We start from the raw sequence: 14388 nt of genomic DNA on the forward strand, positions 1-14388 counted from the left end.
CCCCAAATCAAACCAGCACTAAGTATATTAGCAAAAACTTATTCTTCAAATACCCTTTTTTAGGGTTGGATGTTAACAAAAAGTTCCATTGATGGCTGGCAAACCGCATTCTAGTAGCAATGCCATGCAGGATGAAGTGATAAGCATCACTAAAATTGCTATCCCTGCTCACGCAAGTTCATGGGTAAACACCCCCGCTGGCGCATTTAGCGTCGCTGCCAAATCCAATACCCGCCGGTGATGCGTAAACAGCAGCACTTGGGTTTGTTGAGCCACCTCTGCCAGCACTTCCAGACCAACGCGAGTACGCTTGTCGTCAAACCCGATTAGAATATCATCCACCACAAACGGCATTGGCTCGCTATGCGGCGAATGTTGCTGCTCCAGGGTTGCCAGCCGCAGCGACAGGTAAAGCTGGGCACGCGTACCTTCACTCATACGCTCCACCCACACCTCGGCATTATTGGGGCGCACACCCAGCAAAATAGGCTTGCCGTCATCATCCAATTCATCGCGCAAACTGGCGTAAGCCCCCAAGGTCAGCTTGGCAAATAGTTCACCTGCCCGTAATAACACTGGGGTCTGGTTTTTCTTGCGGTAATCCTCAATACGCTGTTTGAGAATCAAGGCAGCACACGCAAAACGCAAGTATTGCTCTACACCGGATACCACGCTGGTCAGGTGTTGTTCTGCCTCTTCCGCAGCATTGGCAGCAGCGGCATTACCATCTTTCGCCTGAATCGCATCGTGCACCGTTTGGCGTTGTGCCAGCAGTGCATCGCGTTGCTTGCTCAACTCGCCCAGTTGTGTGGCAACACGCTGTATCTCTGCGTCGAGAGCATCAATATCAGACGCAGCCGCTTCTTGCTCCAAAGCCGCAAGGCTTAAACCATCGCCGTTACTGCTCAATTGCCATTCGAGAACCTCCAATTGCTGCTGCAAGCCGCGTTTGTGGCGCGAAGCCTCACCCGCAGACGCCAAATCGGCATTGCTGGCAACACTCGCCATCGCCCGCAATTCGCTTAATTGCTGGTTGGCCGCATCAATGGTAATCGTGGCATCTTGCAAAGCTTCAGCAATATCTTTTTCCGAATCTTTAAGTTTAGTCAGGCTGGCGCGGGCTTCGCGTGCTGTATTCAATTCCTGATGGAGCTTATCAGCAAGTGCCGACGCAGTATGACCTTCGCGCCGAAAACCCATCCCATCGGCAAACGCAAATACCTTGCTTTCAAAATCCTTAAGCACCTTATCCATACCGTAAATACGGCGATTCGCCTCTTCTGATTTGTCGAACTTGGCAAAAAAATTCACCCATTGCTCAAAAATCGCGGTGACGTATTCAGGGTGGGCATCAGCCTTTAGACCCAAGTCTGCAATAGCTTGCTCCCATTCACCCTGCCAAATGGCCTGTTCACCGCCAATCACCATCAACTCCTCACGCACCCGTTGGATGCGCCTTTCGGCTTCTTCCATGTCACGACGTAATTGACGGTGGCTTTCAAGTACAGCCTCTTCCTGCCCCAGCCGCTGCTCACACACATTCAGCATTGCCTCAAGACCCAAGCCCTGAATGTCCAGTGACGGGGCAAATATGGCTATCTGCTTGGCAAGTGTCGCCTTCAGGCTAGCATATTCACTGGCAAGACTTTCCGCTTCAGCAAGCTGCTCATTGGACGACTGGAGCCTGGACAGCAGCACCTCTGCCTTCTGCACCCACTGCTTCATCTCAGTGGGTGTGCCGGAACTGATTCCCGTAGGTGTCCAGACCGCCGCCCATTCCTGTTGCAATGCTTGCTTCACTACCTGCGCCGTTGCACTGGCGGTGGCAATAGCAGCGAGGCGGGCGTTAAGGCTTTGCAGCCTTGCTTCAAGGTCAGCGCGTTTCACCACTTGGTCTGCCCCTAAACGCAACCTGTCCGCCACATGGTCGGCAGCATCTACTTTTTGCTCATAACGCGCTGGCAGTGCGGTATCCAACACTATTGACAGCGGTTCGAGGTAATGACGCTTAATCAACAACCAGTCATGATGCCGGGCCGCTCGTGCTGTATCGAGTTCTGCCGGGGTAGGCACGTCACTCAATACCAAGGCAGCTAGTTCCTGTTCTGCCAGTTGCTGTTCTTCTTCAAGGGCTTTTTGTTGGCGGGAACAGTCCCGCAGCTCATCGGCATTGGCCTGAAACTGTTTTTCAAAAGCATCCAAGGTTGCCGATACCGGCAAAGCCAAGGTCAAGAGTGCCTCAAGCTCCCCCATAAATCTGCCTAGTCTGGCAAGCGCTTGCCCACAAGCCAGCCGTTCATGAGCCGCACGTTTTTGTGCAGCAACGCAACGCTGTTCAAGATTGCCCGCCTTGCTGACTACCGCGAGGGTGGCTTTCAATTCACTCAAATCCAAGGCCAGCACAGGTTGTTGTGTCAGTATTTGCTGCGCCTGCTGTTGCTTATCGTTGGCTTCCCGCAAGCTAGTGTCAGCCACCTCCCGCTTTTGCCCCAGAATGCCGTGGCGTTTGACCAATTCTGCCAACCACTTTTTGTTATTGAGCAGTGGCCTCAATGGGGCAGCGTCATTCAGTTTGAGATCGGGGCGGATTTCTTTCAGCAAATTGTCGGCTTCGTTACGCAACAAGCGGCGTTGCCCATCTTGGCGCGGCTTATCGACAATGGTTTTATCAACCGCCCCCAATTCCTTGTGAATAGCTAGAATTTCGGCCTCGTTCTCCAGCAGTTCGTGACGAACCCTGAGAGAGTCCACTTCCTGTTGCAAACTGGCAAGCTTAACGGCTGCCTTAGCTTTGACTTCGGTGGCGGTTTGCAACTTGTCACGGGCGGTGCTGTACTGCGCCTCGAAGTCTTCGGGAAGCAGCAAGACCTCACTCAAGGTTTGCAGATGGGTCATCACTTCACGACGTTGCCCCAACGCACCTTTCACCCGGCTGAGGCGGTCTAAGCGGCTTTTTTCCTTGCTGGCTTGCTGGATGGCGGCATCTATGGCTTGAATACTGGCTTCGATACTATCGCGCTTGTTATTGAGTTCTTTCCATTCGGCCACGGGAAGGCTGAGATCTTTAGTGAGTTTTTGAGCTTTTTTGAAATCGGCAATGGCTTGGTTGACTTTAGGTTTATTCCCCGTGGGCTTAAACAGTTCCGCAGCACTGCTTTCCAAGCGCTCCAGAATCAGGCGCGAACTGGCAATACCCGTAGCACTGAATAAAACTTGTCCCATATCACCCGCTTGACTGAGCAAGGCTTTGCCGCCTGCATCAAGGCGTTCGTGGTCGATACCGTGGAATTTCTTGAATAAATCCTCATTCATGCTGGCGGGCAAAAACGGCAATAACAGCGCATCATCCAGCGGCGCGTCCGTATCGGGCTGTAGCAAGGTATTTTTATTACCTTTGCGGCGCACAAATTCTATGCTACGCCCATCGGCAAGCCGCAGTTTACCGCCTACCCGCATCTGGGTATGAGGGTGTAAGTAATCGTCACTGGTACGGGCGGGAATCCCAAACAGCCACGCGATAATGGCACGCAACGAGGTGCTTTTACCCGCTTCATTGTCGCCGTAGATCAGATGTAGCCCTGCTGCACCCGCCGATAAGTCCAAGGTTTTATCGGTGAATGCGCCGTAAGCACGCAGGTCGAGGCGGTCTATTCTCATGGATCCCCCCTTACACTCAACAGTCTGCCGACTAGCATTTGCTTAGCTTCTTGCACAATCCGTTGTAGCGTTTCAGGCGCATCAAGGTTGAGTGTCGCGTCACTGCCCAAGGCTTCGTGCGGTATTTTTTGGCGCAACCCGGCAAGGATGTCGGGTAAGCCGTCAATATCATCCGGGTGATGGGAGGTGGCAATAATGGCGTTGAGAAGATTGGCTAAGGGGTTATCATCAGCCAGCGCTGCATCCAAATCGCGTTTGCTGGTAACAGCGTTTTCAACGCGCTCAATCCATAAGTCTTCACCCGCCAGTTCCGCGCCGATGGCTTTGCATTGTTGGGCGACGTGTTCAGGGTCAGCAGCGAGTGCAGCGGCGACTTGGCTCGCGCCCTCTAGACGGATACGCATAGCAATAATACGCCCGTCAGCAGCGGCGAGTTCGCTGGCAATCGCTGGGCGGATGCGTTCCCAGACTTCGCGCAGGGCGGCGGTATCGGTAACATCCACGCGGCACAGTACCCAGCGCAACACATCCAAGGCCACAGGTTCGACGCTGCTGACCTCACCCTCGCTGACAGTCACTAATACGCAACCCTTCGCGCCGGTTTCGTGGATATGACGACCCTGAATGCAACCGGGAAACACAATCCACGGGGCTTGCGCAACGAGTTCGTATTTGTGAACGTGACCCAATGCCCAATAGTGGTAGCCTTTGGAACGCAGGTCATCAATGCTACACGGCGCGTAAGGCGCATGACCTTCGCGCCCATCAAGGCTGGTGTGCAATAAGCCAATGTTGAAGAGGTCTTTGGTGGCAGGCGCGAAATCTGTCACGAGGTTATCGTGGATATGTTGGGCGCTAAAACTACGCCCGTGAATCATTACACCGAGATCGGCAAGGTGCATTTTTTCGACTTTGCGATGAGCAAGGATAGTCATGTTGCTGGGGCTGTCCAACGCCTTGGTCATTTTGTTGGCGGCATCGTGATTGCCCAACACGGCGAAGACGTGGATATGGTGCGCTTTGAGTTTGCCGATTTGCTGACTGAGGAAAATGCCGGTGCTGTAATCTTTCCAATCACCGTCGTAGATGTCGCCTGCAAGCAGAATGAAAGCAACTTTTTCTTCAATGGCGTGTTGGATCAGGTTCTCGAAAGCACGACGAGATGCACCACGTATCGCATCTACAGGTGCGGCGTCATAGCGGGAAAGGCCGCGTAACGGGCTATCCAGATGAATATCGGCAGCGTGAATGAATTTAAACATGGTTATCCCTGCACCCGGATGACAAGCATAAAAAAAGGGAGACTACGCTCCCTTTTTCGATTGCGCATTAATTAAATATCGCGCAACAACTCGTTAATGCCAACCTTGCTGCGCGTTTTCGCATCAACTTTTTTGACGATGACCGCACAATACAAGCTGTATTTGCCATCACTGGAAGGCAGGTTGCCCGAAACTACCACCGAACCCGCCGGAACACGCCCGTACATGATTTCGCCAGTTTCGCGGTCATAAATGCGAGTGCTCTGACCGATGTAAACGCCCATCGAAACCACTGCACCCTCTTCCACGATCACGCCTTCGACGACTTCGGAACGTGCGCCGATAAAGCAGTTATCTTCGATAATGGTCGGGCCAGCTTGCACGGGTTCCAATACGCCGCCGATACCCACGCCACCGGACAAATGCACGTTCTTGCCAATTTGGGCGCAAGAGCCTACGGTTGCCCAGGTATCCACCATCGTGCCGCTATCCACATACGCACCGATATTGACGTAAGAAGGCATCAGCACGCAGCCCGGTGCAATGTAAGCACCACGCCGCGCAATCGCATTCGGCACCACACGCACACCGCCTGCGGCAAACTCATCCGCACTCATGCCTGCAAACTTGGAAGGCACTTTATCGTAATAGTTGGTGCAACCGCCATCCATCACTTCGTTGTCATTCAGGCGGAACGACAGCAGCACGGCTTTTTTCAGCCATTGGTTCACTTCCCACTTACCCACGCCGTGCTGGGTAGCAATGCGTAATTTACCTGCATTCAGCAGTTCCAACGCCTCATTCACGGCATCACGGGTTTGCGCGTCAGCATTGCGCGGGTTGATGTCGGCGCGGCGCTCGAAGGATTCCTCGATAATGCTTTGCAGTTGGCTTACGTCTGACATTTTTGTCTCCATATTTGGGGGAAATACTTAAAGGGTTTCGACTACGCGCCGGATACGTCCCGCCGCTTCAATACATTCATCCAGTGGGGCAACCAGTGCCAAACGCACCCGGTTTGCGCCCGGATTCAGCCCATTCACTTCCCGCGACAAATAACTGCCGGGAACCACATTCACATGCGCACGGGCAAACAATTCACGGGTAAACAGGGCATCATCCACCGGGGTTTCAGGCCACAGGTAAAAACTCGCGGGGGGCAACTCCACCTTCATCACAGGTTTCAGTATATCCATCACCGCTGCAAATTTCTGCCGGTACAAACGACGGTTTTCCTGCACATGCGCCTCATCTGCCCACGCTGCCACGCTAGCTGCCTGAAACGGTGGGGGCATCGCACAGCCGTGGTAGGTACGAAACAACAGGAATTGCTTCAACACCTCGGCATCGCCCGCCACGAAGCCGGAGCGCATCCCCGGTGCATTCGAGCGTTTCGACAAGCTATGAAATACCACACAACGCTTCCACGCCGTATTCCCCATTTGGGCAGCGGCTTGCAATAAGCCCGGTGGCGGCTGGTCTTCATCAGCATACAGTTCGGAATAGCACTCGTCGGAAGCCACGATAAAATCATGCTGTTCCGCCAGCTTCAGCACCTGTTGCAGGGTTTCCAGCGACATGACTGCACCCGTCGGATTGCCGGGGTTGCACAGATACAGTAATTGGCAACGCTGCCAGGTCGCCGCCAGTACAGCAGCAAAATCAGGAATGAAACCATTGTCGGCCGTGCAAGGCAGAAACACTGGCTCCGCCCCCGCCAACAATGCCGCGCCTTCATAAATCTGATAGAAAGGGTTCGGCATCACCACCGCTGCATCAGCACTGCGGTCTACCACGGCTTGGGCAAACGCAAACAACGCTTCGCGTGTGCCGTTCACCGGAATCACGTGCTGTTCAGCATCCACCGAATCAGCCGGAAGCTGGAAACGCCGCGTCAACCACGCTGCAATGGTTTCACGCAAGGCAGGAATGCCCTTGGTCAACGGGTAATTCGCCAAACCACTCCAGTTGGCAGCAATCGCCTGCTGGATAAAGTCCGGGGTCGGGTGTTTCGGCTCACCCATTGCCAACGAAACCGCTGGCAGGTCAGCCGGACTGACACCTTGAAGCAAGGCGCGGATTCTTTCAAACGGGTAGGCTTGCAAACGGGCAAGATCAGGGTTCATCGCTATCCCAAGTTACGTGCGGAAAACGCCCAGTATACCGGAAAACCGAAAAGCGTCACAAACCCCATCAAACCACTAGGAAAGCCGTGTTTACCAAGTTTCGTGGCAAGTTACGCCTGCCGCATGGTATTCCGAGGCAACGTGCAGGGTAATGATTTTTTTGCCGGTCACAGCCTCGGTGACACCATCAATCAAACCAAAGCCAAAATTACACAAAGCATGACTACCTGCTTGAACACCACGGTCTTTCAGCACCAATCCAATCCGACAGCCGTGTAATTCGGCAGTATTGCCTGACAAATTCACGCCATCCATAAACTCTTTTTCCTGGAAAAAATTCGCCACAATGCTCCGTGCCAGATCAGCATCACCCACCTGCCCTGCGCCCAGACGTTTACCCATCTGCTTGCCTGCATAGCGGAAGACGCTAATCGTGCCTTTTTTACCGATCAGGATCTCAATCTGTTCCGCGAGGTCTGCCAACAACGTGACAAGATCACGGGTATCCATCGCACAGCGTTTAGGTTCGCTCATATCACCACACTCTATTTTTTTATTTCGTACCCTGCAATATAGCAAAATGCTAATACAACAAGCTGACAAGTCGACGATTGGTCACGTTATACTGTAGTACTTTGCGCTTAAGATGAGAGATTTTGTATGACCATCAGTTGCGACACCCTCCCCCAAGGAACCCTGAACGTCGAACAGGCACAGGCACACATCCTCGCCAGCATCCCGGTGTTACAGGCCAACGAACACGTCACCTTGTGGCAAGCACAAGGGCGTATTCTGGCTGAAACGGTCAGCGCCCCGCTGGACGTTCCCCCGCACCGTAATTCGGCGATGGATGGCTACGCCCTGCGCCATGCTGACCTCACCACAACCACCCCATTGAACGTCATTGGCACTGCCTTTGCCGGGCGACCATTTGCGGGCGCTGTCCAACCCGGCGAATGCGTGCGCATCATGACCGGCGCGGTAGTGCCTGATGGCACAGATAGCGTGGTGATGCAGGAAAACGTACAACGCGATGGCGACACCATCAGACTCACCGCCACACTCCAAGCAGGTGAAAACGTGCGTCACCCCGGCGAAGACATGCGCACGGGCGATGCCGTATTACAAGCCGGGCATAAACTGAATGCGGCAGACCTCGGCCTGCTGGCCTCCCTCGGCATTGGCGAAGTCAGCGTATTGCGCCGCCCACGGGTGGCTTTCTGCTCAACCGGCGACGAACTCAAAGGTATCGGCGAAACCCTGCAACCCGGCGACATTTACGACAGCAACCGCTACACCCTCTACGGCCTGCTGCAAAAGCTTGACGTGGAAATCATCGACCTCGGCGTGGTCAAAGATACCCCCGAAGCGGTCGAACACGCCTTCCAACAAGCCATGCAACTTGCCGACATCCTCATCACCAGCGGCGGCGTATCCGTTGGCGAAGCTGATTATGTCACCGCCACCTTGCTACGATTGGGGCAAGTCAATTTCTGGAAAATCGCCATGAAACCGGGCAAACCGCTGGCCTTTGGCACACTCGGACAAGGGTTTTTCTTCGGGCTACCCGGCAACCCGGTATCGGTGATGGCAACGTTCCTGCTGTTTTTACGCCCAGCGATCCTGCGGATGCGCGGTGAAAGTGTACCGGTCGTCCCTGAATACCCTGCCATTTGCGATACACCCCTGAAAAAGGCAGCAGGGCGCAAGGATTATCAGCGGGGCATTTGCCAACGTGATGCCAGCGGGCAATGGCGCGTCAGCAGCACCGGCGGGCAAGGTTCGCACATCCTACGCTCGATGAGTCAGGCGAATTGTTTTATCGTTTTGCCACTCGAATGGAGCAATGTAGAGGCGGGGACAACAGTCAGTATTATACCGTTTGAAGGGTTGCTTTAATGAAAAGACCCTCACCCCCAGCCCCCTCTCCCGGAGGTAGAGGGGGAGTAAGAGGCTGATTTCTTAGCCCCTCTACCTATGGGAGAGGGGTTGGGGTGAGGGTCTTCAGGCCGGTAGCGCGATTACTTCGCGGCTTCTGGTGCTGGTGGTGCTGGCGGCATATCCGCTGCTGCCGGAGCCGGAGCTGCGGCGGCGGGTGCTGCTTCAGTAGTCGCGGCAGCAGCAGGTGCGGCGGCGGGTGCTGCTTCAGTAGTCACAGCAGCAGGTGCTGGGGTAGCTGCGGCTGGTACAGCAGCAGGTGCGGCTGCTTTACGTGCAGCGACGGCTGCCCGCATTTCGTCGACTTTCTTGAAGAATGCATCAGCTTGGGCGCGTTGCATCAACATTTGCTGATAAATCTGCTCAAAGCTAGGCGCTTGCTGCATAGGCATCGGCATCATCATCATTTGCGGAGCCATGCCCTGACCTTGTGGCATACCTTGCATCGCAACGGGTGGCATCATCTGGCCTTGCGCTGGCGCTTGTTGCATCATTTGTGGCCGCATCATGTTCATGTTCGGCATGTTACCCCAAGGGCTGCCACCACCGTAGCCATTCTGGGAAGTATTACTGTAACCGGACATATTGTTGTAGCCATTACCGTAACCATAGCCACTGCCTTGCAGGTTGCTTGCGCCATCACCGCGCCCGCTGCCAGCAGCATCGCTCGCCATGTCGGTTTTGCCTTTGCCTTTCATGGTGACGGTGAAATCAACCGAGCCATCGGCATCGCCTTTACCACGACCGAAACCCGATGCATCACTAGCACCAGAACCGTAGCCCTGACCCTGACCACTGGTATTGCCTTGACCTGAACCATAGCCCTGACCTGTGCCACTGCCATTGTCAAAGCCATCCATAAAGTCGGCAGAAGCCAGACTGGAAATGGCAAGCCCTGCAATGAAAAGTGCGGTTTGAGTGTATTTCATGAATTATTTCCTCTTCTCTCTCTAACGGTTGAATCCGCGATTGCGGTGTATCAGACAACGTTGATGGTATCCCCTGAACTTATTACTAGCAACAGGTTTATCAGCAGCAACCTTGGATGCTAACCTTAACAACGCCAAGCGCTGCCCGTCAAAACCCAACCCATCACACTTTGACCATTCCCGTCTTCAGCAACCACCCGACGACGCCCACATTCACGACCACTGTTACCCAGAACACGCGCTGGAACGCCACTTTGCTGGACTTGTGACGCAAGATTTTTTGCGCGAGTAACGCCCCCGGCCAACCGCCCGTTAAAGCCAAACTGTGCAGGGTGCTTTCCTTAGTTCGCCAACGGTTGTGCCGCGCGGCGGATTTGTCCTGCGCATATACCAGAAACGTAATAACGCTGGCGATTAGGTAGATTGTGAGGATGACAGTAACAGACATAGCCCATTTCATAATAAGATGATTATGGCTATTGTAACTGATACGACTACAACACACCCTCAACACCAGCGTTTTCTCGACGTTAATCGGCGAACGGATAATCCGTATACCCCACCGCCGGATCAGCCAAACCTACACCATAAAACGTGCCGAAATCGGGCGGATTCAGCGGCAGGTTTTCCTGCAAACGCCGTGGCAAATCAGGGTTGGCAATAAACGCTTTACCGAAGGACACCGCATCGGCGTTGCCAGTCGCTAATACAGTCTGCGCACTGTCGACATCAAAGCCTTCGTTGGCGATAAAGAAGCCGCCGAAATGCTGTTTCAAAGCTGAGCTGATGCTGTCTTCTTTCAGCGCTTCGCGAGTGAAGATGAAGGCGATATTGCGTTTACCCAGCTCTTCCGCCACATAGCCAAACGTCGCCAGCGGGTTGGAATCGCCCATTGTGTGCGCATCACCACGCGGCGCAAGGTGCATTCCGACCCGACCTGCGCCCCACACGTCTATCACCGCATCGGTCACTTCCAGTAACAAACGCGCCCGATTTTCCAGCGAACCGCCGTAAGCATCGGTGCGTTTATTGGTGCTGTCTTGCAGGAATTGATCGAGCAAATAGCCATTCGCACCGTGAATTTCCACGCCATCAAAGCCCGCCAGTTTGGCGTTTTCAGCGCCCAAACGATACGCCGCGACAATGCCCGGAATTTCGTCGGTTTCCAGCGCACGCGGTACATCGTAATGTTTCTCTGGGCGCACCAGACTGACATGGCCTTCGGCAGCAATCGCGCTCGGCGCAACTGGCAATTCGCCATTCAAATAACTCGCATCGGAAATGCGCCCAACGTGCCAAAGCTGCAAGAAAATCAGCCCGCCCGCTTGATGCACGGCCTCTGTAGTCAGCTTCCAGCCTTCCACTTGTTCTGCCGACCAAATCCCCGGTGTATCGGGGTAGCCAACGCCCATCGGGGTAACAGACGTGGCTTCGGTCAGGATCAACCCCGCGCTGGCACGTTGCTGGTAATACTGCGCCATCAGCGCATTCGGCACACGCCCAACACTGGCGCGGCAACGGGTGAGTGGTGCCATGATGCAGCGATTGCGTAAAGTGAGCTCGCCCAGTTGGGCAGCGTCAAACAGTGAAGTCATGTCAAGGTGTTCCTGTGTATTGAATAGCCGCGAGAGTAACACGCTTTCAATGCCCTTACCGCTGACGGATATTTAAAGCTGTCTGCGCCTTCAGTTGATACTTGTTGCGGTGAATAGAGGCGCTAATCACCGCATCATTTGCAGCGATTAGGCTTGTGCTTGCGGTGATTAGCATCTATAAACACCGTAAACGCTGCGGTGATTAATTTGAAATGGATACACGAACGGCCTGAATGGCCACAATTTCACTGGGATGAAAAAGCCCTGAGTACCCCACTGGCACACCTGCGTCACCAACAAGGTCACTTACTGGGGCGGATGTCACACCTTGGATTTTCACTCCAGATGGAAGCCAACTTGAATACCCTAACCAGTGATGCGGTGAAATCCTCCGCGATTGAAGGTGAACAACTGGATCGTGAGGAAGTACGTTCTTCGATTGCCCATCATCTGGGTATTGATCAGGGCGGTCATCTCCCCACCAGCCGCCATATCAATGGCATTGTCGAAGTGCTGCTGGATGCGACACAGGTTTACCAGCAACCACTGACGGAAGAACGCCTGTGCGCTTGGCATTCTGCGCTGTTTCCGAGCGGCTTTAGTGGCATGACGCCGATTATGGTTGGGATGTGGCGACCGCCTTCTGCCGGGGCGATGCAGGTTATCTCCGGGGCTTATGGGCGCAGGCGGGTGCACTTTGAAGCGCCGGATGCTAATCGGTTGCCCGCTGAAATGGCAGCGTTTCTCGACTGGTTTGAGCGTGACGGTGGTCTTGACCCGGTATTGAAGGCGGGTGTGGCGCATTTCTGGTTTATCACCTTGCATCCCTTTGAAGATGGTAATGGGCGGATTGCCCGTGCGCTGGCGGATATGGCGTTGGCGCGGGCGGATGCTACCCCGCAGCGCTTTTACAGCATGTCGGCGCAAATTGAGGCGGAACGCAAACACTACTATGAACAACTCGAACGCCAGCAACGCGGTTCGCTGGACATTACCCCGTGGCTGAGCTGGTTTCTGGCTTGTCTGGGGCGGGCAATTGCCAGTGCTGGCGAGGCGTTGGGTACGGTGTTGCACAAGGCCAAGGTGTGGGAACACCTGCACCTTTATACGGTGAATGAGCGGCAACGCTTGATTATGAACCGGATGATGGATGATTTTGAGGGGTACATGAATACCTCGAAATACGCCAAGATGGCAAAATGCTCGACGGATACGGCCTTGCGGGATATTGGTGCGTTGGTAGCGTGGGGGGTGTTGGTACAGAATCCGGCGAAGGGGCGTAGTACCAGTTATCGGCTGGTGACGGCGGGGGAATTACCGCAGTTGTAAGCAATTCCCCCCAGCAACTATCAGGTGCTGAGGGGCGTTAACTCAATGTTCAGGACGCATATGCGGGAATAAAATAACATCCCTGATCGACGGCGCATCGGTAAACAACATCACCAGCCGGTCAATCCCAATCCCCTCGCCCGCTGTCGGCGGCATCCCGTATTCCAGCGCACGGATGTAATCAGCGTCGTAATGCATGGCTTCATCGTCGCCCGCATCCTTATCTGCCACCTGCTGCATGAAACGTTCGGCTTGGTCTTCCGCGTCATTCAACTCGGAGAAGCCATTGCCAATTTCACGCCCGCCCACAAAGAACTCGAAACGGTCGGTAATGAAGGGATTATTGTCATTACGTCGTGCCAGTGGTGACACTTCTGCCGGGTATTCGGTGATAAACGTCGGTTGCAACAGACGATGCTCAACGGTTTTCTCGAAGATTTCGATCTGTACTTTGCCGAGGCCGTAGCTGTCCTTGAGCGGAATGCCCAGCTTGGTCGCTACGGCTTTCGCACCTTCCAGCGTGTCGATTTGCTCGCCGCTGACATCCGGGTTGAAGTGCAGAATGGAGTCGCGCACGCTGATGCGGGTAAAGGGCTGGCTGAAGTCGAAGGTTTCGCCCTGATACACGATTTCATGGCTGCCAACGACATCAGTGGCAATGCCGCGCATCAGGCTTTCGGTCAAATCCATCAAATCGTGGTAAGTCGCATACGCCTGATAGAATTCGATCATGGTGAATTCAGGGTTATGGCGGGTGGAAAGCCCTTCGTTACGGAAGTTGCGGTTGATTTCAAACACGCGCTCGAAACCGCCGACCACTAGCCGCTTGAGGAACAATTCCGGCGCAATCCGCATATACATCGGCAGATCCAGCGCATTGTGGTGCGTAATGAAAGGCCGCGCCACCGCACCACCGGGGATGGTCTGCAACATCGGCGTTTCCACTTCCAGATAATCGCGCTGGAGGAAGAAGTTGCGGATATAAGCCACAATCTTGGAACGCATCATGAACGCATCACGGGTATCGTGGTTCATGATCAGGTCAATGTAACGCTGGCGGTAACGCTGCTCATGGTCGGTCAAACCGTGGAATTTTTCCGGCAGCGGGCGCAGCGATTTGGTCAGCAAACGGATTTCTTTCACCTTCACCGACAATTCGCCCGTCTGGGTTTTGAACAGCACGCCGGATGCCCAGATAATATCGCCCAAATCCCAGTGGCTGTAGTCTTCAAAGACGGTATCGCCGAGCACGTTTTTCTGCGAATAAAGTTGGATACGCCCAGATACATCCGAAATCGTGGCAAAGCTGGCCTTGCCCATCAGACGTTTGAGCATCATGCGCCCGGCGATGGTCACTTCAATCGGATTTTCTTCAAACCACGGCTTGTCATGTGCACCGTACTGCGCGTGCAGGTCGGCGGCTTTGTGTTCACGCACCACGTCATTGGGGAATGCCGTACCCTGTTCGCGCAATTTCGCCAGCTTCTCGCGGCGTTGCGTGATCAGTTTATTTTCATCGTGATGGTCGTTAGGGGTTTCGTGTTCGCTCATT

At 54.2% G+C, this 14388-nt stretch carries 11 protein-coding genes; 2 read left to right on the forward strand and 9 right to left on the reverse strand.

The annotated features are described in order from the left end of the window. Window positions 1-168 precede the first annotated feature (168 nt). From J9253_RS08600 to J9253_RS08620, 5 genes are all read right to left on the reverse strand, one after another. A complete protein-coding gene (locus J9253_RS08600) occupies window positions 169-3657 on the reverse strand; it encodes a YhaN family protein (RefSeq protein ID WP_210224190.1) in 3489 nt (1162 codons plus the stop codon). Then, window positions 3654-4919 (reverse strand): metallophosphoesterase family protein, encoded by a 1266-nt coding sequence (locus J9253_RS08605; RefSeq protein ID WP_210224191.1) that lies wholly within the window; start codon window positions 4917-4919, stop codon window positions 3654-3656. The genes J9253_RS08600 and J9253_RS08605 overlap by 4 nt, the downstream gene beginning before the upstream one ends. Window positions 4920-4990: 71 nt before the next feature. Then, window positions 4991-5824, reverse strand: a complete 834-nt coding sequence (gene dapD / locus J9253_RS08610; protein ID WP_210224192.1) for a 2,3,4,5-tetrahydropyridine-2,6-dicarboxylate N-succinyltransferase — start codon at window positions 5822-5824, stop codon at window positions 4991-4993. A 27-nt stretch (window positions 5825-5851) separates the two neighbouring features. Next, window positions 5852-7045 carry a succinyldiaminopimelate transaminase gene (gene dapC, locus J9253_RS08615; RefSeq protein WP_210224193.1) on the reverse strand — a complete coding sequence of 398 codons (1194 nt, stop codon included), beginning with the start codon at window positions 7043-7045 and terminating at the stop codon, window positions 5852-5854. Window positions 7046-7135: 90 nt separating this feature from the next. After that, a complete protein-coding gene (locus J9253_RS08620) occupies window positions 7136-7579 on the reverse strand; it encodes a hypothetical protein (RefSeq protein ID WP_210224194.1) in 444 nt (147 codons plus the stop codon). A gap of 126 nt (window positions 7580-7705) precedes the next feature. On the opposite strand from J9253_RS08620, the gene moeA reads away from it, so the two are divergent. After that, window positions 7706-8944 carry a molybdopterin molybdotransferase MoeA gene (gene moeA / locus J9253_RS08625; protein WP_210224195.1) on the forward strand — a complete coding sequence of 413 codons (1239 nt, stop codon included), beginning with the start codon at window positions 7706-7708 and terminating at the stop codon, window positions 8942-8944. A gap of 122 nt (window positions 8945-9066) precedes the next feature. On the opposite strand, the gene J9253_RS08630 is transcribed toward moeA, so the two are convergent. The 3 genes from J9253_RS08630 to J9253_RS08640 form a co-directional block, all read right to left on the reverse strand. Then, window positions 9067-9912 (reverse strand): hypothetical protein, encoded by an 846-nt coding sequence (locus tag J9253_RS08630; RefSeq protein ID WP_210224196.1) that lies wholly within the window; start codon window positions 9910-9912, stop codon window positions 9067-9069. 163 nt (window positions 9913-10075) lie between these two features. Then, the gene (locus tag J9253_RS08635; RefSeq protein ID WP_228291548.1) at window positions 10076-10360 is read right to left on the reverse strand and encodes a DUF1294 domain-containing protein; all 285 of its coding nucleotides are present in this window, start codon (window positions 10358-10360) and stop codon (window positions 10076-10078) included. A gap of 82 nt (window positions 10361-10442) precedes the next feature. Next, window positions 10443-11507 carry an alkene reductase gene (locus J9253_RS08640; protein ID WP_210224198.1) on the reverse strand — a complete coding sequence of 355 codons (1065 nt, stop codon included), beginning with the start codon at window positions 11505-11507 and terminating at the stop codon, window positions 10443-10445. 207 nt (window positions 11508-11714) lie between these two features. Between J9253_RS08640 and J9253_RS08645 the strand changes: the two genes are divergently transcribed. Beyond that, complete coding sequence (locus J9253_RS08645) at window positions 11715-12836, forward strand: Fic family protein (RefSeq protein ID WP_210224199.1); 1122 nt, start codon at window positions 11715-11717, stop codon at window positions 12834-12836. Window positions 12837-12878: 42 nt separating this feature from the next. Here the strand turns inward: J9253_RS08645 and lysS are convergent, their stop codons facing one another. Beyond that, entirely contained in the window at window positions 12879-14387 is a 1509-nt protein-coding gene (lysS, locus tag J9253_RS08650) for a lysine--tRNA ligase (protein WP_210224200.1), read from the reverse strand. Window position 14388: the final 1 nt, after the last annotated feature.

It is taken from the genome of Thiothrix litoralis (assembly GCF_017901135.1).
Lineage (GTDB): Bacteria > Pseudomonadota > Gammaproteobacteria > Thiotrichales > Thiotrichaceae > Thiothrix > Thiothrix litoralis.